The 24,910-nt window shown below is 71.2% G+C and carries 21 protein-coding genes and 1 pseudogene; 14 read left to right on the top strand and 8 right to left on the bottom strand.

What is annotated here, in order from left to right:
• Window positions 1-120 precede the first annotated feature (120 nt).
• A complete protein-coding gene (locus tag AB0M30_RS32375; RefSeq protein WP_364591563.1) occupies window positions 121-1,092 on the bottom strand; it encodes a magnesium transporter CorA family protein in 972 nt (323 codons plus the stop codon).
• Window positions 1,093-1,168: 76 nt separating this feature from the next.
• Between AB0M30_RS32375 and AB0M30_RS32370 the strand changes: the two genes are divergently transcribed.
• Window positions 1,169-1,849 carry a fumarylacetoacetate hydrolase family protein gene (locus AB0M30_RS32370; protein ID WP_364591653.1) on the top strand — a complete coding sequence of 227 codons (681 nt, stop codon included), beginning with the start codon at window positions 1,169-1,171 and terminating at the stop codon, window positions 1,847-1,849.
• A pseudogene (locus AB0M30_RS32365) lies at window positions 1,741-2,190 on the top strand (VOC family protein); the annotation flags it as partial. The gene AB0M30_RS32370 and the pseudogene AB0M30_RS32365, both read left to right, overlap by 109 nt.
• Here the strand turns inward: AB0M30_RS32365 and AB0M30_RS32360 are convergent.
• Window positions 2,173-4,026: a prolyl oligopeptidase family serine peptidase gene (locus tag AB0M30_RS32360; RefSeq protein ID WP_364591560.1), complete on the bottom strand. Its 1,854-nt coding sequence runs from the start codon at window positions 4,024-4,026 to the stop codon at window positions 2,173-2,175. The pseudogene AB0M30_RS32365 and the gene AB0M30_RS32360 overlap by 18 nt on opposite strands.
• A gap of 23 nt (window positions 4,027-4,049) precedes the next feature.
• A complete protein-coding gene (locus AB0M30_RS32355) occupies window positions 4,050-4,484 on the bottom strand; it encodes a DUF6292 family protein (protein WP_364591558.1) in 435 nt (144 codons plus the stop codon).
• A 188-nt stretch (window positions 4,485-4,672) separates the two neighbouring features.
• Between AB0M30_RS32355 and AB0M30_RS32350 the strand changes: the two genes are divergently transcribed.
• The 7 genes from AB0M30_RS32350 (at window position 4,673) to AB0M30_RS32320 (ending at window position 10,572) form a co-directional block, all read left to right on the top strand.
• Complete coding sequence (locus AB0M30_RS32350) at window positions 4,673-5,110, top strand: DUF6292 family protein (protein ID WP_364591556.1); 438 nt, start codon at window positions 4,673-4,675, stop codon at window positions 5,108-5,110.
• Window positions 5,107-5,646, top strand: coding sequence for a hypothetical protein (locus AB0M30_RS32345; protein ID WP_364591554.1), 540 nt, complete (start codon window positions 5,107-5,109; stop codon window positions 5,644-5,646). Before AB0M30_RS32350 ends, AB0M30_RS32345 begins: the two co-directional genes overlap by 4 nt.
• Window positions 5,647-5,747: 101 nt before the next feature.
• Window positions 5,748-7,154, top strand: coding sequence for an FAD-binding oxidoreductase (locus AB0M30_RS32340; RefSeq protein WP_364591551.1), 1,407 nt, complete (start codon window positions 5,748-5,750; stop codon window positions 7,152-7,154).
• 11 nt (window positions 7,155-7,165) lie between these two features.
• Complete coding sequence (locus tag AB0M30_RS32335; RefSeq protein ID WP_360170712.1) at window positions 7,166-8,431, top strand: class I SAM-dependent methyltransferase; 1,266 nt, start codon at window positions 7,166-7,168, stop codon at window positions 8,429-8,431.
• Between the two features lie 100 nt (window positions 8,432-8,531).
• Complete coding sequence (locus AB0M30_RS32330; protein ID WP_004558414.1) at window positions 8,532-8,735, top strand: cold-shock protein; 204 nt, start codon at window positions 8,532-8,534, stop codon at window positions 8,733-8,735.
• Between the two features lie 288 nt (window positions 8,736-9,023).
• Window positions 9,024-9,956, top strand: a complete 933-nt coding sequence (locus AB0M30_RS32325) for an acyl-CoA desaturase (RefSeq protein WP_360170716.1) — start codon at window positions 9,024-9,026, stop codon at window positions 9,954-9,956.
• 70 nt (window positions 9,957-10,026) lie between these two features.
• Window positions 10,027-10,572: a polysaccharide deacetylase family protein gene (locus AB0M30_RS32320; RefSeq protein ID WP_364591547.1), complete on the top strand. Its 546-nt coding sequence runs from the start codon at window positions 10,027-10,029 to the stop codon at window positions 10,570-10,572.
• A gap of 86 nt (window positions 10,573-10,658) precedes the next feature.
• Here the strand turns inward: AB0M30_RS32320 and AB0M30_RS32315 are convergent, their stop codons facing one another.
• Window positions 10,659-11,642, bottom strand: coding sequence for an endo-1,4-beta-xylanase (locus tag AB0M30_RS32315; RefSeq protein ID WP_364591544.1), 984 nt, complete (start codon window positions 11,640-11,642; stop codon window positions 10,659-10,661).
• A 113-nt stretch (window positions 11,643-11,755) separates the two neighbouring features.
• On the opposite strand from AB0M30_RS32315, the gene AB0M30_RS32310 reads away from it, so the two are divergent.
• Complete coding sequence (locus AB0M30_RS32310) at window positions 11,756-12,817, top strand: LacI family DNA-binding transcriptional regulator (protein WP_364591541.1); 1,062 nt, start codon at window positions 11,756-11,758, stop codon at window positions 12,815-12,817.
• 188 nt (window positions 12,818-13,005) lie between these two features.
• Here AB0M30_RS32310 and AB0M30_RS32305 read toward each other — a convergent pair whose 3' ends face one another.
• From AB0M30_RS32305 to AB0M30_RS32290, 4 genes are read right to left on the bottom strand one after another with little or no spacing between them, the layout of a single operon-like run.
• Window positions 13,006-16,047, bottom strand: a complete 3,042-nt coding sequence (locus tag AB0M30_RS32305; protein WP_364591538.1) for a glycosyl hydrolase 115 family protein — start codon at window positions 16,045-16,047, stop codon at window positions 13,006-13,008.
• Window positions 16,048-16,062: 15 nt separating this feature from the next.
• Window positions 16,063-16,887 carry a carbohydrate ABC transporter permease gene (locus AB0M30_RS32300; RefSeq protein ID WP_364591535.1) on the bottom strand — a complete coding sequence of 275 codons (825 nt, stop codon included), beginning with the start codon at window positions 16,885-16,887 and terminating at the stop codon, window positions 16,063-16,065.
• Entirely contained in the window at window positions 16,887-17,858 is a 972-nt protein-coding gene (locus AB0M30_RS32295) for a sugar ABC transporter permease (RefSeq protein WP_364591532.1), read from the bottom strand. Before AB0M30_RS32295 ends, AB0M30_RS32300 begins: the two co-directional genes overlap by 1 nt.
• Window positions 17,855-19,150 carry an extracellular solute-binding protein gene (locus AB0M30_RS32290; RefSeq protein WP_364591530.1) on the bottom strand — a complete coding sequence of 432 codons (1,296 nt, stop codon included), beginning with the start codon at window positions 19,148-19,150 and terminating at the stop codon, window positions 17,855-17,857. Before AB0M30_RS32290 ends, AB0M30_RS32295 begins: the two co-directional genes overlap by 4 nt.
• Window positions 19,151-19,284: 134 nt before the next feature.
• On the opposite strand from AB0M30_RS32290, the gene AB0M30_RS32285 reads away from it, so the two are divergent.
• The 4 genes from AB0M30_RS32285 to AB0M30_RS32270 all read left to right on the top strand — a co-directional run bounded on the left by AB0M30_RS32285 (window position 19,285) and on the right by AB0M30_RS32270 (window position 24,900).
• A complete protein-coding gene (locus AB0M30_RS32285) occupies window positions 19,285-20,295 on the top strand; it encodes a LacI family DNA-binding transcriptional regulator (RefSeq protein ID WP_364591527.1) in 1,011 nt (336 codons plus the stop codon).
• Window positions 20,296-20,342: 47 nt separating this feature from the next.
• Window positions 20,343-22,640: a glycoside hydrolase family 3 N-terminal domain-containing protein gene (locus tag AB0M30_RS32280; protein ID WP_364591524.1), complete on the top strand. Its 2,298-nt coding sequence runs from the start codon at window positions 20,343-20,345 to the stop codon at window positions 22,638-22,640.
• Complete coding sequence (locus AB0M30_RS32275; RefSeq protein ID WP_364591521.1) at window positions 22,637-23,866, top strand: SGNH/GDSL hydrolase family protein; 1,230 nt, start codon at window positions 22,637-22,639, stop codon at window positions 23,864-23,866. The genes AB0M30_RS32280 and AB0M30_RS32275 overlap by 4 nt, the downstream gene beginning before the upstream one ends.
• Before the next feature lie 233 nt (window positions 23,867-24,099).
• Complete coding sequence (locus tag AB0M30_RS32270; RefSeq protein WP_364591518.1) at window positions 24,100-24,900, top strand: Asp23/Gls24 family envelope stress response protein; 801 nt, start codon at window positions 24,100-24,102, stop codon at window positions 24,898-24,900.
• Window positions 24,901-24,910 lie beyond the last annotated feature (10 nt).

Genomic DNA, 24,910 nt, shown 5'->3' with positions numbered 1-24,910 from the left:
CTGAATGGCGGTACGGGCTACGTCGACGCACACTCCAGTGCGTCGCGAGGCCTCGTCGCGCCCTGCTCCTATGTCCGGAATGGACACTCCACAGTGATACTCCACTGTGGAGCTTCGACGTCAGAGCCAATCCTTTTTCTTGAACAACGCGTACAACCCCACCGAGAGCACCACCAAGATGACCGTCGAGGTCCAGAACCCGCTCGGCGCGCCGTTGCCCGGGTACGGCACGTTCTGGCCGTAGAACCCGGTCACCGCGGTGGGCACCGCGATCACCGCGGCCCAGCCGGTGACCTTCTTCATGATCAGGTTCAGCCGGTTGCCCTGCAGGTTCAGCTGGGTCTCCCGGACCGTCGCGATCAGCTCCCGCATGGCCTCGGTCTGCTCGGCCGCCTGGCGGGCGTGGTCGTGGACGTCCTCGAAGTACGGGCGCGTCAGCTCGTCGGCCAGCCCCAGGTCCGGGCGCATCAGGGCGCTGACCACTTCCCGCATCGGCAGCACCACGCGGCGCAGCGCGGTGAGGCTCTTGCGCAGCCGGAACGAGCGCTGCTGCAGTTCCGAAGCGTCCGGGCGATCGGCGAAGATCAGGTCCTCCAGGGCTTCGACTTCGTCGTCGAGCGCCTGCACGGCTTGGTACTGCCCGTCGACGACGTGGTCGAGCAGGCCGTGCAGCAGGAAGGACGCACCGGACTTCGCCAGTTCCCCCGCCTGATCCCACCGGCGCACGACCGGCTCGATGTCGAAGCCGTCGTCCTTGCGGACGGTCACCAGCGCCCGCGGCGTGACGAAGGCGCCGAGCTCGGCGATGGCGACCCGGCCACTGCCCGCGTCGAACCGCACCGCGTAGGCGGAGAGGAAGGCGTGGCCGTCGTAGCGGTCGAGCTTCGGCCGCTGGTGTTCGGACACCGCGTCCTCGACGGCGAGCTGGTGCAGGCCGAGTTCGCCGGCGAGCCGGGTCAGATCCGCTTCGGCCGGTTCGCAGAGGTCGACCCACACCGTGGTGCCCGGCTCGGCCAGGAACTCCGACACGTCCTCGACGGGGAAGTCTTCCTTCTGCAGCGCGCCGTCGCGGTACACCCGGGTTCTGGTCATCCTCCCGGATACCCGACGCGGCGGCGGCTCACACGATGCCGCGAGCGTGTAGCCCTTCCCCTACGGCGCAGATCATATATTATTTGCGATATGGTTCTCGAGCGGCCCGGCAAGATCATCGCGCTGCACCTCAACTACCGCTCCCGCGCTGGTCATCGGCCGCACCGCCCGCCGCGTCGCCCCCGAAGAGGGCTGGTCGTACGTCGGCGGCGTCACCGCGGCCAACGACTTCGGCGTCTACGACCTGCGGTACGCCGACCGGGGCAGCAACCTGCGCGCCAAGGGCGGCGACGGCTTCACCCCGCTCGGCCCGGTGGTCCTGCCGGCCGCCGGCCTCGATCCGGCCGCCCTGCGCCTGCGCACCTGGGTCAACGGCGAGCTGGTCCAGGAGGACTCCAGCGGTGAGCTGCTCTTCGGCTTCGGACGGCTGGTCGCCGACCTCTCGCAGCTGATCACCCTCGAACCCGGCGACGTCGTCCTGACCGGCACGCCCGCGGGCGCGTCGGTCGTCGTCCCCGGCTACGTCGTCGAGGTCGAAGTCGACGCGGGCGGGCAGACCACCGGCCGGCTGGTGACCACGATCGCCGGCGGGACCGTCCCGCTCGGACCGTACGGCGCGCTCCCCCGGGTCGACGAGAATTGGACCAGACCGGCGGCGACGGCCCGCGGCTGCACCACATCGCGTTCGCCTCGCACGAGCGGCACCAGATCCTGCACATCTGCGACCACCTCGGCGCGCTGCGGAAGTCCGGGATGATCGAGCGCGGGCCGGGCCGGCACGGGGTGTCGAACGCGTTCTACCTCTACGTCCGCGACCCCGACGGGCACCGCGTCGAGATCTACACCCACGACTACTACACCGGCGACCCGGACAACCCGGTGATCACCTGGGACGTCCACGACAACCAGCGCCGCGACTGGTGGGGCAACCCGGTGGTGCCGAGCTGGTACACCGACGCATCGCTCGTGCTCGACCTCGACGGTGCGGTCCAGCCGGTCGTCGAACGGGCCGAGCCGCGCGAAGCCGGCGTCACCGTCGGCGCGGACGGCTTCTCGTTCACCGGCGGGGCGGAGCTCAAGCTAGGCGAGCAGGTGTGAGAACCACTCGCGGGTGCGGTGCAGGAGGTCGAGCTGGTGGCCGCGTTCGCGGAACGAGTGGCCCTCCCGCGGGTACACGACGAATTCGTGCTCGCGGTCGCCCAGGGCGTGGTGCAGGAGTTCGCCCTGCGACAGCGGGACATTCGTGTCGCATTCGCCGTGCACGATGAGGACAGGGGTCGAGATCCGGTCCGCATAGGTGATCGGGCTGTTTTCCCGGCCACCGAGGGCGAGGTCGAACCGGCCCCACTCCCCGGTCGCGGCGAGCAGGGGCCAGTCGATCACGCCCGCGGAGACGACGGCCGCCTTGAAGCGGTCCGTCTGGGTGACGGCCCAGGCGGCCATGAACCCGCCGTGGCTCCCGCCGCCGATCCCGAGCCGGTTCCCGTCGGCGACGCCCGCCTCGACGAGCAGGTCGATCCCGGTGAGCAGGTCGGTGAACTCCGCGCCGCCGACGGCCCCGGCGACGCTCGCCGCGAAAGCGTGCCCGTGGCCGAGGCCGCCGCGCGGGTTCGGGAGGAACACCGCGAAGCCGACCGCGGCCAGGAACTGGCCCCACCGGAACCAGCCGACCTGGGCCTGGTCGGCGTAGCGGTCTTTCGGGCCGCCGTGGACGACGGTGACCAGCGGGAAGGGCCCGTCGGCGCGGGTCCGCCCGGGCGGGAGGACCAGCAGGCCGTCGAGCTCCAGGCCGTCTTCGGCGCGGTAGAACAGCCGTTCCTGGGTGCCCCACCGGATTCCGCTCAGCTGCGGCTCACTCAGCCGGGTGAACGGGCCGCCGGGCGGTCCACAGTAGACGGCCTCGGGCTCGGTGGCGGTGCTCGCGACGAAGGCGATCCGGCCGCCGCTCGCGTTCAGGTGCTGCAGGGCGCCGGTCGCGCCGTGCCGTTCGATGAAGGTGCCGGTGGCGGGGTCGAGGCGCCGGATCGTCGTGTCGAGCCCTTCGGCGAACAAGGCCAGCAGCGCGCCGTCACCGGACTCGGCCAGGCCGATCGGGCAGACGCTCAGCCCGGCGGTGAGGTTGCGGTGGTCACCGGCTTCGAAGACGGCGTCGCCGCCGACCAGGCCGGGCGGGGTGATGCCGAGGTAGGCCAGGCGCCAGCCGGTTTCATCGTGCCACCAGGTGAGCGATTCGGCCTCCGGCGCCGGGACGCCGAGATCTTGCCGGGCACCGGTGGCGGGATCGATCAGGTGCAGGCCGGGTTCGAAGATGCCGGGCTCCTGGTCGGCGACGGACCAGGTGACCACGGCGACGGTGGCGCCATCCGGCCGCACGGCGGCTTCGACGACGTGCCGCGGGCCGAAGTCGCCGAGGGGGCGGACCGCGCGGGTCCGGAGGTCGAGGGACCAGAGCCGCCCGGGCGGGTCGGCGGTGTCCCAAGTGGGGGGTCCGGCATCGGTTCGCCGCACCACCCGGACGCGGGGATCGGCCGCCGCTGCCTTCTCTTCCGGCGCGACGAACACCACCGCATCGCCGTCCGGCATCACCACGTAGTTCTCGAGGCCCGCGCCCCAGTCCGTCAGCCGCTCCGGCTCGCCGCCCTCCCGACCGGCCCGGTACAGCTGCGCCGTCCCGCGTTCCGCCCGGTCGGAAAGGAAGTACACCGAGCCGGAATCCGCCGACCACCGCGGCTCCTGGTCCTCCGCGTCAGCGGCCGCGAGCTGCCGAGGTGGGGAACTCCCGTCCGCGGCGGCAACCCACAGGCCGCTCACCGGATGCGTGCCCACCCGGCCCACCGGCGAACTCGCGAACACCACCCACCGGCCGTCGGGCGAGATCCGGGGCGTCTGCGGCACCATCCGGTCGACCACGGCTTCCGCCGTCAGTTCCCCCATACCGCCAGTCTGCCGTAAGAAAGTCACCCACGGCCAGGCACTGCGGGAACCATCGCCAGCAACCGCTCGTGGTCGCCCGCCTCGCGCAAAACCGGGGCCTCCAGCGTGCCCGCGTCGGGGTCGCCCGCGCGGACCGCCGCCAGGAAGCGGACTACCGCCCGGGGGTCCGGGAGGACTTCGCGCCCCAGGTAGGCCAGTACCGTCGCCGCCTCGCCGGTGGCGTCTTCGACCGCCGCCGCCCAGCCGTGCACCTCGTCCCAGACCAGGGCCAGGTCGTGGCCCTGGAAGCGGGACAAGCGCCAGTCGAGGGCGATGTAGGCCGCCGCGGGCGTTCCCGCGTCGAGCGTGCAGGACTCCCAGCCCACGCCCACGGCCCGGGCCACCGCACCCACGTACCCCTGCAACCCCCGCTCGAACGAGAACTCCGTGTCGCGCTCGAAGTCGATCAGAATGCTCAACGCTGCCTCGCTTTCCCGTCCCCCGCCGCGGGATCCTCCGCGGTCGCCCGATCGGGTACCCCGGTCACGCGCTGCTCAATCCCGGCGTACCGGGCAACCGACGTCGTCTATCCGGCGACAATTCACTTGTCATCGTTCCGATGACATGTTAGAACCGGGGTACCCGAAGAGAAAGGCGAGCCACCCCCGTGACCGCATCGATCGAACTCCCGACCGGTTACCAGCACCCCGCCGTCCCCGCCCTGCTCGGCTACCTCCGCGAAGTCACCGCCGAGCTCGGGATCGGCCTCGAGTCCTGCACCTTCGACCACGACAGCCCGGTTTCGGCCTACGTCGCCCTCGACACCCGGCTGCCGCACTACCCGGACCGGGACGTCGCCCTGCTGTGGGACGAGGAACACGGCTGGGCGGCGGCGATCGAGACGCACTCGGGCGAGGACCTGATCGTCCTGCGCTACCTGGGCGGCCCCACCGTGGCCCCGCCGCCGCGGCGGGTCGCGCGGTTCGTCGCCGCCCTGTACGAAGACGACCACACCGTCGGACGGCCCGACCCGGTGCGCCTCCGGACCGCGGGCGACGCCGCCGCGCTCGCCGCGCTGCTGGCCCGGCCGGCCGTGGCCCGATGACGGCGCCGCTGCCCCTGCCGGAGAGCTTCGCGCTGACGTTCCGCGGTTACGACCGCGCGCAGGTCGACGAGCGGATCGACGAGCTCCTCGCCGAACTGCGCCTGCTCACCGTCGATCGCGACGCGGCCGTCGCCGAGGCCGGCCACCTCGCGCGGCAGCTCGAACGGGCCCGGGCCGAGCACGCCGAGCTGAGCGCCCGCGCCGACCGGCTGTGCCGCACGCCCGCCGACCCGGCCGCGGTCGGCGACCGCGTCCGGCACCTGCTCGACCTGGCGCACGCCGAAGCCGACGGGATCGTCACGACGGCCCGGGAACGCGCCGCCGCGATCGTCCGGGACGCGGAAGAGGCCGCGGAACGGCGCACCGCCGACGCCCGCGCGCAGGCCTACCGGATCGTCGACGACGCCCGGCGCCGGGCCGGCCGGCTGGCCGCGATCGAGCGGCGCACCGCCGACCGGCTGCGGCGGATCGACGCCTTCCTCGCCGACGCCGAATCGCTCCTCGACGAGCAAACCCCGCTGCGCGCCGTCGCCTGACGGGCCGCGGTTGACTCGTTTTCCCGATTCACGAGACACCGATTGCGGCATTCAGGCTCTCGGCGAGCCACCCGGGCCCGCGGTGAGGCAGGATCAGGGGTGTGACCATCGATCAGGCCGGGGTGCCCGAGGCCCGTCCGGGCCCGGCATTCCCGGAGCACGAAGCCCGCGTCGACGCCCTGAGACGGCAGCTCAGCGCGATCAGCGGCGAAACCACGATCCGCCTGGCGAAACGGACCTCGAACCTCTTCCGCTCCCGCTCGGCGGCGAACCACCCGGGGCTCGACGTCTCCGGGTTCGGCCACGTCCTGCGCGTCGATCCGGAGACCCGCACCGCCGACGTCGAGGGCATGGTCACCTACGAGCAGCTCGTCGACGCCACGCTGCCGCACGGCCTGATGCCGCTGGTCGTGCCGCAGCTGAAGACGATCACCCTCGGCGGCGCGGTGACCGGCCTCGGCATCGAGTCCTCGTCGTTCCGCAACGGCATGCCGCACGAGTCGGTGCTGGAGATCGAGGTGCTCACCGGCGACGGCAAGATCGTCGTCGCCACGCCGGACAACGAGCACCGCGCCCTGTTCCACGGCTTCCCCAACTCCTACGGCACCCTCGGCTACGCGCTGCGGCTGCGGATCCTCCTGGAGCCGGTGAAGCCGTTCGTGCGGCTGCGGCACGTCCGCCACCACGAGCGCGGGAAGTTCTTCGAAGCCCTGGGCGAGATCTGCGCGAAGAGCGAACACGACGGCGAGCACGTCGATTTCGTCGACGGCACGGTCTTCGGCCCGGACGAGCTGTACCTGACGCTCGGGACGTTCACCGACACCGCGCCCGCGACGAGCGACTACACCTGGCTCGACATCTACTACCGCTCGATCCAGCGCCGCGAGACCGACCATCTCACCATCCGGGACTACCTCTGGCGCTGGGACACCGACTGGTTCTGGTGCTCGCGGGCGTTCGGCGTCCAGCACCGGCTGCCCCGGCTGCTGCTCGGCCGCCGGCTCCTGCGGTCCTCGGTGTACTGGAAGGCCGTCGCGCTCGACCGCCGGTTCCGGATCGCCGAGCGGCTGCTGAAGCTCCGGCGGCTCCCGCCGGAAGAAACGATCGTGCAGGACATCGAGGTCCCGCTCGGCCGGGCCGCGGAGTTCCTCGAGTTCTTCGAGCGGGAGATCCCGATCAGCCCGGTCTGGATCTGCCCGCTGCGCCAGCGGCCCGGCGGGGTCCGCTGGCCGCTGTACGAACTGGACCCCGACGAGCTGTACGTCAACTTCGGGTTCTGGTCGTCGGTGCCCCTCGACCCCGGCGAGCGCGACGGCGTGCACAACCGGATGGTCGAAGCCGAGGTCACCCGGCTCGGCGGCCACAAGTCGCTGTACTCGGACAGCTTCTACACCGAGGACGAGTTCTGGCGGCTCTACAACGGCGACGCCTACCGGGAGCTCAAGCGGGCCTACGACCCGCGCGAGCGGCTGCTCGGCCTCTACGAAAAATGCGTCCGCCGCCGGTGAAAGGAACGAACGTGACCCAGGAAACCATCACCGTCGGCGCCGTCTTCGAGCGGCTGCTCGGACCGCGCGCCGAGGTCTCGATCACCGCCTACGACGGCAGCCGCAGCGGCCCGGCCGACGCGCCGGTGGGCATCGAGGTGCGCTCGCCGCTGGCGCTGGACTACCTGATGTCCTCCCCCGGCGACCTCGGCCTCGCCCGCGCTTACGTCGCCGGCGCGCTCGACGTCAAGGGCGACCTCTACACGGCGCTGCGCGCGCTGGCCACGCAGGTCGACCAGCTCACCCCGGCCGACCGGCTGTGGCTCCTGCGCAAGCTCGGCCCGCGCCACCTGCGGGTGGTCAAGCCGCCGGCCGAGGAGCACCCGAGCCGGTTCCGGCGCGGGATGACCGCGCTGCGGCACTCGAAAGCGCGGGACAGCGAGGCCATCGCCAGCCACTACGACGTGTCCAACCGGTTCTACGAGCTGGTCCTCGGCCCGTCGATGGCCTACACGTGCGCGGTGTTCCCGCACGAGGGCGCCACCCTGGAGGAGGCGCAGGCGAACAAGTTCGACCTGATCTGCCGGAAGCTCGGCCTCAAGCCGGGCATGCGGCTGCTCGACGTCGGCTGCGGCTGGGGCGGCATGGTCGCGCACGCCGTCCGCCACTACGGCGTCGAGGCCATCGGTGTCACGCTCTCCCGCGAGCAGGCGCAGTGGGGGCAGAAGAACATCGTCGCGCTCGGGATCGCCGACCGCGCCGAGATCCGGCACCTCGACTACCGGGACGTCACCGAAACCGGGTTCGACGCGATCTCGTCGATCGGCCTGACCGAGCACATCGGCGCGCGCAACGTGCCGGGGTACTTCCGCTTCCTGGCCGAAAAGCTCAAGCCGCACGGACGCCTGCTCAACCACTGCATCACCAACCCGGACACCAGCGTCGCCCACCGGTCTCGGGGCTTCATCGACCGCTACGTCTTCCCGGACGGCGAACTCGAGGCGCCGGGCGAGCTCATGACCGCCATGCACGACGCCGGGCTGGAGGTGCGGCACTCGGAGAACCTGCGCGAGCACTACGCCACGACGCTGGCCGGGTGGTGCGCCAACCTCGACGAACACTGGGACGAAGCCGTCGCCGAAGCCGGCGCCGGGCGCAGCCGGGTGTGGGCGCTCTACCTGGCGGCCTGCCGGCTGGCCTTCGAACGCCGCGAGATCGAACTGCACCACATCCTGGGTGTCCGGACCGACCGCGAGGGCGGGATGAGCATGCCGCTGCGACCCGATTGGGGAGTTTGACCACCGGGGGTGGCCTCCGCGCTCCGGCAATGGAAGAATGACCTCGAGACCGGGTGTCCGAACGGGGCGTCCAGGCTCACTACAAAGAGTAGGTATTGGTATGGCTCAGGGCAGTGTCAAGTGGTTCAACGGCGAAAAGGGCTTCGGCTTCATCGCGCAGGACGGCGGGGGCCCGGACGTGTTCGTCCACTACTCCGAGATCCAGGGCAGCGGCTTCAAGTCGCTTGACGAGGGTCAGCGCGTGGAGTTCGAAATCGGCCAGGGCCAGAAGGGCCCGCAGGCCCAGCGCGTCAGCGTCATCTGAGCCACGAGGCATCCTGAAGGCCCTCGCCCCGACCAGGGGCGGGGGCCTTACTCGTGCGCGGCCACACTGCGGATTCACAACGTTCCGGTAACGTGGGAGAGGTCGAGAGCACCCCATACGCCGGCGTCCGGCCGGCCTCACTCTCGCACCGTGGCCTCGAGGCCGATCGCCGGCAGGAGCGGCGACCCGCCCGGGCACCCCAAGACCGCTGACCGCCGGGTGTTCCCGCCCCCGGCCTTCCGCGCCCGGCCAGGTCCGGCGCGGCGTAGACCTCGAATCGAGTAGTGCATGACCGCCTCTGTGAAGGCTGCCCCGCCGGCCCCGAAACCCGTGCTCTCCGGCAAGCAGACGATCCCCGAGCTCATCACCATCCGCACGTTCCTGCTGGTCCCGTTCCTCGCCCTGGCCGTCGCCGTCCCGGTGTTCTGGGGGTGGGGCGTCAGCTGGCTCGACCTCACGATCGGCGGCGCGTTCTTCGTGGTCTCGACACTCGGGGTCACCGTCGGCTACCACCGGTACTTCACCCACGGCTCGTTCCGCGCGAAGCGGGCGCTGCGGATCGCGCTGGCCGTGGCCGGCGGCCTCGCGGCCCAGGGCCCGGTGATCGGCTGGGTCGCCGACCACCGCCGCCACCACGCCTTTTCCGACCGCGAGGGCGACCCGCACTCGCCGTGGCTGTTCGGGACGTCCCCGGTGGCGCTGGCCCGCGGCTTCTGGCACGCACACATGGGCTGGCTCTTCGGCCGCGACAAGACCAACGTCGACCGGTTCGCCCCGGATCTGGCCGCCGACCGCGACCTGCGCGTCGTCGACCGGCTCTTCCCGCTCTGGGTGGTGGTGAGCCTGCTGCTCCCGCCGCTGCTCGGCGGGCTGATCACGCTGTCGTGGTGGGGCGCGCTGACCGCGTTCCTCTGGGCCGGCTTGGCCCGGATCTCCTTCCAGCACCACGTGACGTGGTCGGTGAACTCGATCTGCCACATGATCGGCGAACGCCCGTTCACCAGCCGCGACCGCTCGGCGAACTTCTGGCCGCTGGCCATCCTGTCGATGGGCGAGTCCTGGCACAACACCCACCACGCGGACCCGACCTCGGCCCGCCACGGCGCGCAGCGCGGGCAGATCGACATCTCCGCGCGGGTGATCTGGGTGTTCGAGAAGCTCGGCTGGGCGTGGAACGTCCGCTGGCCGACGGCGAAGCGGCTCGCGGCCCTCGCCCGCTGACTCGCTGACCCGCTGACGAAACCGGCCGAAAGTCCTTGCCGTCGCGCCCGGGTCCGGTGATCTTGGAGCGATGGACACCGTCGCGCTGACCTTCGACGACGGCCCGTACCCCGAGACGACGCCGGCGCTGCTGGCCGCGCTCGGCGGCACGCGGGCGACGTTCTTCCTGTGGGGCGAGCACGCCGCGGCGCACCCGGACCTCGTCCGGGCGATCGCCGCGGCGGGCCACGCGATCGGCAACCACACCTGGACCCACCCGCAGCTGACCACGTTGTCCCCGGCCGCCCGCGACCAGGAGGTCCGGCGCACGCAGGACCTCCTGACCCGGCTGACCGGGCTCCGGCCCGCCCTGTTCCGGCCGCCCTACGGCGACACGGACGCCTCGGTCGCCCGGGTGCTGGCGGCCCACGGGCTCACCGAGGTGCTGTGGAGCGTCGACACCCGCGACTGGGCGGGCTGTTCCGCGGACGAGATCGTCACCGCGGCCAGGAAGGTGCAGCCGGGCGGCGTCGTGCTGATGCACGAAGGCCGCCCGGCCACCCTCGACGCGGTCCCCCGCATCCTCGCCGCGCTCACCGCCCGCGGCCTGCGTCCCGGTCCGGTCCCCGTCCGCTGAGCACGGGCGTCGGACGTCGCGAATGACTCATTCGGGACCTCTGGGGTCCCGAATGAGTCATTCGCGGCATCGGCGACAGCCTCGGATCAGGGGTTGAGGGCGAAGTACGCCGGCTTCGGACGCAGGTTCTCGTCGAAGAGGCAAGCCGCGCCTTCACCCGGGAAGACGTCCGGGACCCACGAGTGCCGGTCCGTGAAACCCCAGGTCGTGAACTCGACACACTTCCGGACGGCGTGGCAGCCGTCCCACAGCTGCCCGAAGTAGCTCGCCTGGGTGGCGAGCTTGGCCGCGTCCGGCGGGGTCGGGATCCGGACGTCCGCCTCGGTGACCGCGGTCTCCACGCCGATCTTGGCGAAGCGCGCCAGGTTCTCGCGGTACTGACCCGGGAAGCCGTACTGGATCGACAGGTGCCCCTGGATGCCGACGCCATCGATCGGCACGCCCTGCCGCCGCAGCGTCTTCACCAGGTCGTACACCGCGTCGCTCTTCGGGTTGATCCCTTCGATGTTGTAGTCGTTGATGTACAGCTTCGCGTGCGGGTCGGCCGCGTGCGCCCAGCGGAAGACGTCGGCGACGAAGCCGTCGCCGAGCTTCTGCCGGAAGACCGTGTCCCGCCGGGTGCCGTCCTCGTTGAAGAGCTCGTTGACGACGTCCCAGGCCCGGATCTTTCCCTTGTAGCGCTTGACTTCCGTGGTGATGTGGTCGCGCAGGACCCGGCGGAGCTCGTCGGCGGGCAGCGCGCCGACCCAGTCCGGGAGCTGGGAGTGCCAGACCAGTGTGTGGCCGCGGACGGTCTTGTGGTGTTGCCGGGCGTAGGCGACGATCGCGTCCGCACCGGACCAGTCGTAGGTGCCGCGCACGGCTTCGACCGTGCCCCACTTCATCTCGTTCTCGGGCGTCACGTTGTCGAATTCCCGCGTGAGCACCGCCCGGTAATCGGTTTCCGAAGCCAGGTACGCCGCCGCCACCGCACTGCCAACGTAACGGTTCGTGGTGTATTGCAGTGGAACCGACGCGGATGCCGCAGGTGCCTGCCACACAGCAATACCCAGCGTGGCCACGACCGCCATCAGGACGCGTTTCTTAGGAATTCTTCCCGACATCTTCATCCTCCGCGAGGCAATGGTTCTCCGAAACTTTCCAACAGTTTCAAATCAGGTTTCGATGACCTAGAATCTCCTTCATGACAACGAAGTCTGACGAGCTCGAGCCGACCGAGGCCCGGGTGACCATCGCCCGGATCGCCGCCGAGACCGGTGTCTCCGTCCCGACAGTTTCGAAAGTGTTGAACGGCCGTCCCGACGTCGCGGAAAGTACCCGCGCCCGCGTCGAAGCGGTCATCGGGAAATACGGGTACCGGCGCCGCGCGGACGAACGTTCCCGCCGTTCCCGGCTGCTGGAACTGATGTTCCACGAACTCGAAAGCACGTGGGCACTGGAAATCATCCGCGGGGTCGAGTGCGTCGCCCGCGAAAACGGAATGGCGGTGGTGCTGGCCGAATCTTCGGGCCGGCACACACCCGGGCAGAGCTGGCTGGAGAGCGTCCTCGCCCGGCGGCCGGTCGGCATCGTTTCGGTGTGCTCGGACTTCACCGGCGGGCAGCTGGCGAAGCTCCGGGCCCGGGACATCCCGCTGGTCGTCGTCGACCCGGCCGGTGCGCCGGGACCGGAGACGCCCTCGATCGGGGCCACGAACTGGCAGGGCGGCCTGACCGCCACCCGGCACCTCGTGGAGCTGGGCCACCGCCGGATCGCGATGATCGGCGGCCCGGAGGGAGTGCTGTGCAGCCGGGCCCGGATCGACGGGTACCGCACGGCGCTGGAGACGGCCGGGCTGGCGTTCGACCCGGCCCTGGTGCGCCGCGGCGACTTCCACGTCCGGGCCGGCTACCGGGAGCTGGCTTCACTGCTCACCCTCCCCGACCGGCCGACGGCGGTCTTCGCCGGGAGTGACCTGCAGGCACTCGGCGTGTACGAGGCGGCCCGCGACGCGGGACTGCGCATCCCGGACGACCTTTCGGTGGTGGGCTTCGACGACCTGCCGATCGCCCGCTGGCTGACCCCGGAGCTGACCACGGTCCGCCAGCCGCTGCAGGAGATGGCGGCGGCCGGTGCCCGGCTGGCGATTTCGCTGGCCCGCGGGGTCGATCCGGAGAGCCACCGCCTGGAGCTGGCGACGAGCCTGGTGGTCCGCCACAGCACGGCGGCCCCGGCGCACCGGGGCTACCGGGTGCTGACCGGCTGAGCGAGGGAGCACGGATCGGAGCTGATCAACGGCCGGCGGGCGCGGCGCCGGCGGTCGGTCGGCGGCTTTCGTGCCCCGGAATTGTCGGTGCCCACCGGTAGCGTGGAAAACGGGGGGCGCCCCCGGCGGGCGGCCCTTCCGCGGCCTTTCCCGCCGGCGTGACCCCAGACCGCGACCCTTCGCCTCGCTCACCACGGCCACCGGGTGCTCTCCGGCGGGCCCAGGTAACTCGCCCGCAGCCCCCCGGTGTCGATCACCAGCCTCTGCACGATCACCGCCGGGTCGACCATCCAGAACTTCAGCACGTGCGGCCCCGCCGCCCCGATCACGTGGCGCGTCGCCGTCAGGTTCACGTTGTCCGACGTCGTCCGCTCCCACTGGCGGTTCATGGACGTGTCGTCCGCTCCCGTCGCCGTCGTGATGTTCACGACCTGCGGGTCCGCGTCGTCGAACGCCACCGCGTACCGCAACCCGTCGCCGGCCAGCACGTTGCTGCGCGGGGACAAGTACGCCCACACCGTCACCGGCCCGGTCGTGAACAGCGTCATCCGGTACTCCAGGCGCGGCCCCGTTCCCGGTGCGCGGCTCGCCGCCGTCACCGGGAACGGGGTCATCCCCGCCCCGGTCCGTCCGATGTCCGGGATGCGCCGCCACCCGGCGTCCGCGGTGCCGACGTTCGCGCTGCAGTGCTCGGCTTCCATCGACACGTATCCGCCGGCTTCGACGAAACCGCGTCGCCACGGCGGCGGCAGCTCCGGGTTGCGGACCACCGCGTCCACCGCCACCGAAGCACCCGCGCCCGACACCGTGATCGGGACCGTCGTGGTGCCCTTCGGGGCCCGGGACCAGTCGATCCGGACGGTCATCCGCAGCTCCTCGGTCACCCGGCCGCCGCGCGGCTCGACGAGCACCCACGGCGCTCCGGCGGAGACCGTGCAGCGGAACGGTTCCCGGCCGCGGTTGAAGACGTCGACGTACTGCGGCGGCGCGCTCTGCTGGGGGCTGAACTCCGGCAGCACCGGCCGTCCCGCGGCGCCGGGCCACGCGTCCGGGGAGCCGTCGACGGCGACACCCAGCGACGCCGCGGCCGGCAGCTCGAGGCGTTTCACCGCCGGGAAGATGACGTCCGGCAGCGCCACGTTGTCCTTCTCCGGCTGCTGCCAGGGGGCGTTCGGGCCGTAGCGGGCGACGTCGCCGTAGTCGATGTGCGGCTGGGTCTGGAACCCCTTCCACTTGCCGCCGGCGATGCCGGTGTTGTACTTCTCCGCCAGCGCCAGGTCGTCGGCGAACCGGGCCTCGGTGACGGCGGCGAGCGCGTTCGCCGAAGCCCGGCCCTGCGCCGCGTACAGCAGGTTCGTGAACTCGGCGCGCCGCAGCGCGTACAGGTTCGCCGTCGCCTGGGTCGCGTACTGCACCAGCTCGTAGAAGGCGTCTTGGAAGCCCTTCGGCAGCCGCGCGCCGATCTTCGACGCCCGCGCCGCGAGGTCGTGCCACTCGTCGGTGACCCGGTCCAGCTCGCGGTAGTTGACCAGACTGAACGGCGTCATCTGGTCGTCGTAGGTGATCGTCCCGGCGGCGTCCACCGTGATCCGCCGGTTGAGCAGCTCCGGCTTGCGGCGGGACTGCAGGCGCCCGTAGTCGTGCAGCACCCCGGCGATGTCCGCCGCCAGGGCCGACCCGAAGTTCGTCCCGGCGAACTGACGCTCCCAAGTGGACAGTTTCTCGACCGGCAGGGCCGCGGGGTCCCAGGCGTAGTCGAGGAAGAACTGCAGCGGCAGCTCGTTGCCCTTCATGTCCCCGACGTTGGCCACCCACAGCCGGTCGTTGCCGTAGGCGAAGGCCTGGTGCAGCTGCTCCCACGTGTTCGCGAGCAGCGCGGTGTCGACCCACTTGTAGTTGCGGCCGCCGCCGACGTAGTCGAAGTGGTAGTAGAGCCCGTACCCACCGGGATGCGGGGGCAGGGACAGGTCGGGCATCTTGCGGATGTTGCCCCAGTTGTCGTCGGTGAACACCACGATGACGTCGTCCGGCGGGCGCAGGCCCTTCGCCCAGTACCGCTGGACTTCCTTGTACAGCGTCCAGACCTGCGGCACGGTGGTCAGGTCCCGGCCGGTCTCCCGGGCGAGGATCTCCCGTTCGGTGGCGATGATCTCGCGCATCAGCTCGATGCCGTCGCCGTCGGGCAGGCCGACGTCGCCGTTGCCGCGCATGCCGAGCGTGACGACGCCCTCGAAGTCCTCGCGGACCATCCGGCGGATCCCGTCGGTCCAGTAGGCCTTGATCGCTTCGCCGTTGCGGCGGAAGCTCCACTCCCCCGTGCCGCCGTACGGGTCGTGCCCCGGAGTCGTGATGTTCCCGGCCGCGTCGCGGACCGCGGGGACCGCGTGCCGGTTCCACTCCTCGATCCCGCGCATCATCGGCGCCTCGTGCGAGGTGCCCATGACGATGCCGTACTCCTTGGCCGTCGCGTGGTTGAGCGGGTCGTCCTCGGCGAACGCGCGTCCCCACACCGCCGGCCAGAGGTAGTTGGCCCGCAGTCGCAGCATGGTCTCGAAGACCTTCGCGAAGAACAGGTGGTTGAAGCCGTTCGGGAAGCCGGGCGCCTGGCCCGGGCCGAAGAAGGCCGGGGCCCAGGTGCCGAGCGCCGGGTTCTCGTCGTTGATGAAGAACCCGCGGTACTTCACGTGCGGGGTACCGAGGCTGAACCGCTCGCGCGGCAGGTGCAGCTCCGCTTGCCGGAGCGGCGGCACGTCCGCCCACCAGTACCAGGGCGAGACGCCGATGCGCCGGGAGACCTCGTAGACGCCGTAGATCACGCCGCGCTGGTCACTGCCGGTGAGCACCAGGCGGCCGTCGACGACCTGGCTCAGCGACGTCTCCCACTTCCCCGCGATCCCGGTGACGTCGAGCTTGCCGGCCGCGACCAGCCCGTCCACCAGCGGGCTGTGGCCCAGGGTGCCGACCACGACGACCGGCCCGTGCGCGGGGACGACGTCGAACGACACCGCGGGCCGCACCCCGGTGACGCGTTCGACGTCGGCGGCCAGGTCGCCGACGACCCGGCGGACGCCGGGGAAGTCGGCCGACCCGACGACGATCGTCGCGGCCTTTCCCCGCGACACCAAGGGAAATCCGGTGCCGGCTTCGGCGAGGCCCGGGAGAGCCACGGACCCCGCCCCGGCCAGCGCGAGCAACTGCAGGAACGCACGACGGTGGACCTCGGACGGCACGGCAGACCTCCTGAGTCAGCCCTTCACGGATCCGGTCAGCCCGCCGACGATGCGCCGTTCGGCGAGCACGAAGAACGCGAGCGCGGGGATCGCCGACAACGCGGTGAACGCCAGCACCCGGGCGGTGTCCTGGGAGAAGGCGGACTGGAACATCGCGACACCGAGCGGGAGCGTGAAGTGCCCGGAGTCGTTGAACACCAGCAACGGCAGCAGGTAGGTGTTCCAGCTGGTGACGAAGGCGAGCACGGCGACCGTGGTCAACGCCGGCGTCGAGAGCGGCAGCAGGATGCGCCAGAAGAAGCCGAGCCTGGTGGTGCCGTCGAGCACCGCCGCGTCCTCGATCTCGCCGGGAATCGCGTGCATGAACGGCCGGAGGATCACGATCGTCACCGGCAGCGAGAACGCCGCCTCCGGGATCGCCACGCCCCAGAAACTCTCGAGCAGGCCCAGCTGGCGCAGCCACAGGTACAGCGGCAGCGTCGCCACGCCGATCGGGAACAGCAGGCCGAGGGTGAACAACGTGTAGAACGCCTCGCGACCCCTGAACTGGTAGCGCGAAAGCGCGTACCCGGCCATCGAGCCGAGGCCGACGGCGAGCGCGGTGGCGATCACCGCGATCAGCGCGCTGTTGCCGAGGAACGTCCAGAACGCACTCGAACCGAGCACCGAGGCGTAGTTGTCGAACACCCACGGTCCCGGCAGCGCGGCCGGGTCGTTGTTGATCTGCGCGTTGGTGCGGAACCCGCCGAGCGCCACGAACAGCAGCGGTACGACGGTCACGCCGACCACCACGATCGCCGCGAGGTAGCCCATCGACAGGCCGAACTTGCCGGACCGCATCAGCCCACCATCCTGGTCAGGGCCCCCTGGGTGTCGCGGCGCAGCGCGAACCGCTGGTACAGCAGGGCGAACACGAAGCAGATGACGAACAGGATCACCGCGACCGCCGAGCCGAACCCGAACTCGTAGCGCTTGAAACCGTGGTCGATCAGGTAGGTCGCCATCGTCGTCGACGCGTTCGCCGGGCCGCCCGTCGTCATGATCCAGACGACGTCGAACAGCTGGAGCGAGCCGATCACCGACAGGAAGATCCAGATCCGGATGGTCGGCCCGAGCAGCGGCAGCACGACGTGCCAGGTGGTCTGCCACGCCGAAGCGCCGTCGAGCGCCGCGGCTTCGCGCAGTTCGGCCGGCACGCCCTGCAGGCCGGCGAGCAGCAGGATGATGCCGAACCCGATGTACTTCCAGGTGATCACCGCGAACAGCGTGTAGAGCACGATGCCCGGATCGGCCAGCCAGTTGTGGATCAGCCCGCCGAGCCCGGCGCCCTTCAGGACCCGGTCGGCGAAGCCGTTCGGCTGCAGCATCAGCGACCAGATGACCGCGGTGATCGCCTCGGACAGGACGTACGGGGCGAACACCAGGGCGCGCAGCGCCGCGCGCCCCCGCAGCTTCCGGTTGAGCAGCAGCGCCAGCCCGATCGACAGCGGCAGCTGCACCACGATCGACAGCCCGGCGATGATCAGGTTGTGCACGATGGCGCTCTGGAACACCGTGCCGCCGAGGGCGTCGGCGTAGTTCTTGAACCCGACGAAGTCGTCGAGCGGGCCGAACCCGTTCCAGTTGAAGACGCTGTAGAACGCCGCGATCCCGATCGGCACCAGGACGAACCCGGTGAACAGCACCAGCGCGGGCCCGAGCAGCAGCGCCAGCTCGAGCCGCTTGCGCCGGCCGGGCCGGTGCTTGCGGGCGGTGACCGCCGGTGCGGACGGCTTCGCGGCCGTCCGCACCGGGGTCGTGGCCGTGGTCACTTGTTGCCCGCCGCGGCCTGGTTGACGGCCGTCACGATGCCTTCGGGGGTGCCCTGGCCGGCGAACATGTTGGCCACCGCGTCGTTCAGCGCGGCGCCGACCGCCGTCGGGAACGCCCGGTCGAAGTACATCTGCAGGTACGGCGCCTTCGTGCCGTAGTCGTAGACCTGCCGCAGCGTGTCGGTCTTCAGTGCCTTCGCGGCCACGGTGTTGACGGGCAGGCCCGCGCCCTGCGCGGCGAGCTGCGTCTGCACCGGCTCGCTGCCCAGGTACTGCAGGAAGTCCGCGCACGCCTTCGACGCACGGGTGGTGCAGGCGAACCCGTCACCGCCGCCGAGCACCGCGTTCGGGTCGCCCTGGCCGCCCGCGACGGACGGGAACGCGAACCAGCCGACCTTCGAGTCGAGGTCCTTGTCGTCGGTCAGCGACGACATCGTGCCGGGCTCCCAGTCGCCCTGCAGCTCCATCGCGGCCTTGCCGTTGGCGACCAGGCCGGCCGAGCTGCCCGCGCCCTGCTGGGCGGGCGTGCCGGCGAACCCGGTCTGGAACGGCTCGGTGGCCAGGAAGTTCTTGAGGTCCTGCCCGGCCTTCGTCCAGCACGGGTCCTCGAGCTTGACCGCCTTCACCGACTTCTTGAGCACGTCGACCGAGCACTCGCGGACGGCGAAGTAGTTGAAGTAGAAGGCATCCGGCCAGCGGTCCTTGCCGCCGACCGCGATCGGCGCGATGTTCTTGGCCTTCAGTTGCGTGACGGCGGCGTTCAGCTCGTCCATCGTCTTCGGCGGGGTGGTGATCCCGGCCTGCTGGAAGAGGTCCTTGCGGTACCAGAAGCCGACGAAGTGCTGTTCGAACGGCACGCCGTACTGCTTGCCGTCGACCTGCCAGTTCTCGCCGAACTTGCCGGTGGTCTGGGTGATCCACGACTTCGTGAAGTCGGTGATGTCGGCGACCTTGCCCGAGGTCAGCTGGGAAGCCAGGTCACCGGCACCCCACGACTGGTAGATGTCCGGCGGGGTCGACGACTGCAGGGCGAGGGGCACCTTCGTGCCGAAGTCCTCGTTCTGCAGCGGCTGGGCCTTGATCGTGACGTCGCCGTGCGCCTGGTGGTAGTCGGCGACGACCTTCTCCCAGATCGACTTGATCGGGTCGGTGGTGCCGTTGTGCCACCAGGTCAAGGTGACCGGGCCGCTCGGCTGCGCGGGGGTTTCGTTCCCCCCGCTGCACGCGGCGAGCGCGAGCGGGACGACGGCCGCCAAGGCGGCGAGAACGGTGATCCGGCGTTTCACAAACATTGTGGGTCCACTCCTGACGACTTCGGCCGAGTTGGACGGGGCGGCACTGCGCCCGGGTTGGCGAAGAGTCTGCTCCCGGGACAAATGCGATGTCAATCGTTGTCGATAACGTTTTCTATGGCTAGTCTGAGCCGATGCAGCCCAGTTCCAGGGTGACCATCCGTGACGTCGCCGCCCGGGCCGGCGTCTCGGTGGCCACGGTTTCGAAGGTGATCAACGAGCGCTACGGCGTCTCCGCCGCGACGCTCGCGCGAGTCCGCGCCGTGATCGACGAGCTCGGCTACGAAGCGAGCCTGGTGGCGCAGAGCCTGAGAAACCACCGGACGAACGTCATCGGCATCCTGGTCGCCGACCTCGAACCGTTCTCGACCGAGCTGCTCAAGGGCGCGGCGGACGCCATCCGCGGCAGTGGCTTCGAACTCGTCGTCTACTCCGCCGGCGGGCGCACCGGAGATCCGCTGGGCTGGGAGAAGCGCTACCTCTCCCGGCTGAGCGGCACCCTCGTCGACGGCGCCGTGCTGGTCACCCCCACCGTTTCCCTGGAAGTCGTGCCGGGCACGCCGGTCGTCGCCGTCGACCCGCACACCGGGCCGTCGCACCTGCCGACGATCGACTCCGACAACCTGCGCGGCGCGCAGCTGGCCACCGAGCACCTCCTCGACCTGGGGCACCGGCGGATCGCGTTCCTCGCCGGCCGGCCGGACCTGCAGTCGGCCGAGCTGCGGAAGACGGGGTACCTGCGGGCGTTGACCGCCGCGGGCATCACGCCGGACGAAGACCTGATCCGGATCGGCGCCTACGACCCGGAGGTCTCCGCGGCCTCGGCGCACGCGCTGCTGACCGGGCCGGACCGGCCGACCGCGGTGTTCGCCGCGAACGACATCTCGGCCATCGCCACCGTGGGCGCGGCCCGCGAGCTCGGGCTCGCCGTGCCCGACGACCTTTCCGTGGTGGGCTTCGACAACGTGCCCGAGTCGGCGCTCTGCAGCCCGCCACTGACCACAGTGGACCAGCCGATCCGCGAGATGGGCCACCGGGCCATCCGGATGCTCATCGCGCTGATCAACGGCGACGACGTCGAACGCACCCACGTCACGCTCGACACCGGCCTGGTCGTGCGGCGCTCGACCCGCGCCCTCCCCTGAACCGGTTCCACCTCCTCACTCCTCCCCAGACGAAGGGCGGAAAAGCCTTGACCACGCAGCCCACCACGGCCGGAGAGCCGTGGCGCGACCCCGCGGCCGACCCGGGCGAACGCGTCCGGGCCCTGATGGCCCGGATGACCCTGCGCGAGAAGCTCGCCCAGCTCTACGGGGTCTGGGTCGGCATCGACTCCGGCGGCGAAATGGCGCCGCACCAGCACGAATTCGTCGACGCGGCGGTCGACTTCGACGAACTGGTCCGCCACGGCATCGGGCAGCTGACCCGCGCGTTCGGCACCCGGCCGGTCGACCCGGTGATCGGGGCGCACAGCCTCGCGCGCACCCAGCGGCAGATCGTCGCCAGCGGCCGGTTCGGGATTCCCGCGGTGGTGCACGAGGAGTGCCTGACCGGGCTGGCCGCGTGGCAGGCGACGATCTACCCGGCGCCGCTGTCGTGGGGCGCGACCTTCGACCCGGACCTGGTGCACCGGATGGCGGCGCGGATCGGGCGGACCATGCGGGACCTGGGCGTGCACCAGGGTCTCGCGCCGGTCCTCGACGTGGCCCGCGACCTGCGCTGGGGGCGGGTCGAGGAGACCATCGGCGAGGACCCCTACCTCGTCGGGACGATCGGCAGCGCGTACGTCGCCGGCCTCGAGTCGGCGGGCGTGGTCGCCACCCTCAAGCACTTCGTCGGCTACTCCGCCTCCCGCGCCGGGCGCAACCTGGCGCCGGTTTCGGCGGGCCCACGGGAAATCGCCGACGTCCTGCTCCCGCCGTTCGAACAAGCGCTGCGCGCCGGCGCCCGGTCGGTGATGAACACCTACACCGACGTCGACGGCGTCCCGGGCGCCGCCGACCCGGACCTGCTGACGGAGCTGCTGCGGGACACCTACGGGTTCACCGGCACGGTCGTGTCCGACTACTTCTCCGTGGCGTTCCTGCACCGGCTGCACGGCGTCGCGGCCGACCGCGCCGACGCGGCCCGCCAGGCGCTCACCGCGGGCATCGACGTCGAGCTGCCGACCATGGACTGCTACGGCGAGCCGTTGCTCGCCGCGGTGGAAGAGGGCGCGGTCGAGGTCGCCGCCGTCGACCGCGCCCTCGAACGCGTGCTGCGCCAGAAGTGCGAGCTGGGGCTGCTCGACGCGGACTGGGCGCCCGAGGTCCCCGAGGAGATCGACCTCGACGACGCCGAGTCGCGGGCGCTGGCGCGCGAGGTGGCCGAACGCTCGATCGTGCTGCTGCACAACGACGGCGCGCTCCCGCTCTCCCCCGGCACCCGCGTCGCCGTGGTGGGACCGCGCGCGGACACACCCGGCGCGATGCTCGGCTGCTACTCCTTCCCGCTGCACGTCGGCGTCCACCACCCCGACGTCCCGTTCGGTGTCTCGGTGCCGACCCTGCTCGAGGCGCTGGGCTCGACCTACGACACGGCCTACGCCCTGGGCTGCCCGGTCACGGGCGGGGACGACGACGGGATCGCGCAGGCCGTGGCGGCCTGCGAAGAGGCGTCGGTGTGCGTGGCCGTGCTGGGCGACCGGGCCGGGCTGTTCGGCGGCGGCACGTCCGGTGAAGGCTGCGACGCGGCCGACCTGCGGCTTCCGGGCCGTCAGGAGGAACTCCTCGACGCGCTGCTGGACACGGGCAAGCCCGTGGTGCTCGTCCTGCTCTCGGGACGGCCGTACGAGCTGTCCCGCCAGCTCCCGCGGCTGGCCGCGGTCGTCGCCGGGTTCTACCCCGGCGAAGAGGGGGCCGCGGCACTGGCCGGCGTCCTCAGCGGACGGATCAACCCGGCCGGCCGGCTGCCGGTGAGCTTCCCGGCGGCCGGGGCGAGCCAGCCGTCGACGTACCTGGCCGCGCCGCTCGGCCGGCGCAGCGAGGTGTCCACAGTGGATCCTTCGCCGCTGTTCCCGTTCGGGCACGGGCTGTCCTACGCGCCGGCGACCTGGCTGGACGTCAGCGCGACGGGCTCGCTCTGGCCGACCGACGGCGTCTGCCGGGTGCGGGTGACCCTGCGCAACGACCACGATCGCGAGACTTCCGAAGTGGTGCAGGTTTACCTGCACGACCCGGTGGCCGAGGTGGCCCGGCCGGAGCGCCAGCTCATCGCGGCCCGCCGAGTTTCCCTGCCACCGGGCGAAACCTGCGTCCTGGAGATCGGCCTGCACGCGGACCTGACCTCCTACACCGGCCGCGCGCGGCACCGCCAGGTCGACCCCGGCGACGTCGAGCTGCGGGTGGGCACTTCGAGTGAACAGATCGTCGCCACCCTGCACTGCACGCTGACCGGGTCCCGCCGCGTCGTCGGCGCCGACCGGGTCCTGACCCCGGAGTTCTCGTTATGAGACGTCCTCTGGTGATCTTCTTCCTGGCCGTGCTGACCGTGCTCTTCGTCGGCGCGTCCGGCCGTCCCGCGCCCTCGCACTGGGTGGCGACGTGGACGTCGATGCCCCAGCTGACCGAGCCGGGCAACCTGCCGCCGGCGCCCTTCACCGGCACCGACCGGGTGCTCGACGACGCGTCCCTGCGCGAGACGGCGCAGGTGACCGTCGGCGGCCCGCGGATCCGGCTCCGGTTCTCCAACGCCTTCGGCGGGGCACCGCTGCCGCTGACCGCGGTGTCGGTGGCGCGCCCGGCCGCCGGAGCCGCCGGCGTCTCCGCCGTGGTCCCGGGCAGCGTTCTTCCGGTGACCTTCCACGGCAAGCCGTCGACGACGGTCCCGCAGGGCGCCCAGGTCGTGTCCGACCCGCTGCCCTTCCCGGTGCGCTCGCTGGAGAACATCGCGGTGACCGCGTACCTGGCGCACGGCCAGGCCTCGACGTCGATCACCTCGCACCCGGGCTCGCGCACGACGTCGTACCTGCTGTCCGGCAACCACGTCTCCGACCTCGAACTGCCGGGTGCGACCCCGGTCGACCACTGGTACTTCCTCGGCGGCATCGAGGTGCTGTCCCCGGCGTCCGCGGTGGCGGTGATCGGCGACTCCATCTCCGACGGCCGCGGCTCGACGACCAACGGGAACGACCGCTGGCCGAACGTGCTGGCTTCGCGCCTGCACGGCGTGGCGGTGGTGAACGAGGCGGCGGGCGGCAACCGCGTCCTGCAGGACGGCCTCGGCCCGAACGTGCTGGCCCGCCTGGACCGCGATCTGCTGTCCACGAGCGGGGTTTCGTGGGCGATCGTGTTCGAGGGCGTCAACGACATCGGCACGGCCACCCCGGCGGCCGCGCCGGACGTGGCGGAGCAGCTGATCGACGCGTACGACCAGATCCTGGTCCGCGCCCACGCGCAGGACATCCGGGTGTACGGCGCGACGATCACCCCGTTCGGCGGCAACACCGCCTACGACGACCCGGCCCGGGAAGAAGCCCGGCAGCGGGTGAACGCGTGGATCCGCCAGCCGGGCCACTTCGACGCGCTGCTGGACTTCGACAAGGTGGCCCGTGACCCGGCGGCCCCGGCGCGGCTGCTGCCCGCCTACGACGTCGGCGACCACCTGCACCTGAACCCGGCGGGGTACCGGGCACTCGGCTCGAGCGTTCCTCCCGGCCTTTTCCGGAACGAGGACTAGAAATGGTCAAGCGCCAAAAAGACGACAATTCCCGGACGTGATTTCCGCCGGGTAGTCACTGATCGCCGAACCCGGCCTGACGGACGGTGATCAGCCCGGCGAGCGCCGGATATCTGTTGGGACACAAGCGAGTCTCGATGACAGGGGGCCCGTGACGCACGTCACGGGCCGTCCCCTAACATGTCGCCGTCTGCTGTCCCCACAGGTAGTCGTCGCTCCCGGAAAGGGAACCCATGTCCGACGTCATCAACAGCATCTTCGGCCGCCCCAAGAACGAAAGCACCGGCTCGGGCGAGTACGCCTACGGCACCGTCGAGCCCGCCCCCGCGGTCGCTCCCTCAGCCGCCGAGGCGGCCGTCATCGAGGAAGCGGATTCCGCACCCGAGGCGGAAGCCGCCACGGAAACCGCCGAAGCCGAAACGGCCGACAGCGACCAGGTCGAGGACGAATCCGCCGAAGAGCCCACCGAAGAGCCCGTCGGCGACACGGCCGAAGCCGGCGAGGACGTCACCGGGACCGACGCGGAGGACACCGGCGAGGACGCTGCCGAGACCGAGCCGGTCGCCGAAGTGGCGGAGGACGAGCCGGTTGCCGAAGCCGTGGAGGCTGAGCCGGTCGTCGCCGAAGCTGTTGAGGCAGAGCCGATCGCGGACGCCGAGCCGGTCGTCCCCGAAGCCGAACCGGCCGCGGAGGCCGCGCCGGTCGCCGACGCCGAGCCCGCCGCGGCCCGGCCCGCCGCGGGCAGCCGCGGCAGCACCACGGTGGCCGACGGCGTGGTCGGCAAGATCGTCGTGCGCATCGCCGCGCAGACCGAGGGCGTGCACAGCGTCGCCGAAGACGGCATCAAGGTCGAGCTCGCGGACGAGGTCGCCTGGGTCACCATCCCTGTGGTGGTCGAGTTCGGTCACGCGGTCAAGGCGGTGGGCGAGCAGATCCGCGTCGCGGTGATCGGCGCCGTCGAGCAGTACCTGGGCCTGGACGTCGAGGTCGTCGACGTGCACGTCACCGACATCCACTTCCCGGAAGCGGACTGACTTTCCATGC

Source organism: Amycolatopsis sp. NPDC051716 (genome assembly GCF_040681595.1).
Classification (GTDB): domain Bacteria; phylum Actinomycetota; class Actinomycetes; order Mycobacteriales; family Pseudonocardiaceae; genus Amycolatopsis.
Note: the sequence above shows the minus strand (reverse complement) of the source record. Positions and strands in the feature narration are given on the sequence as shown.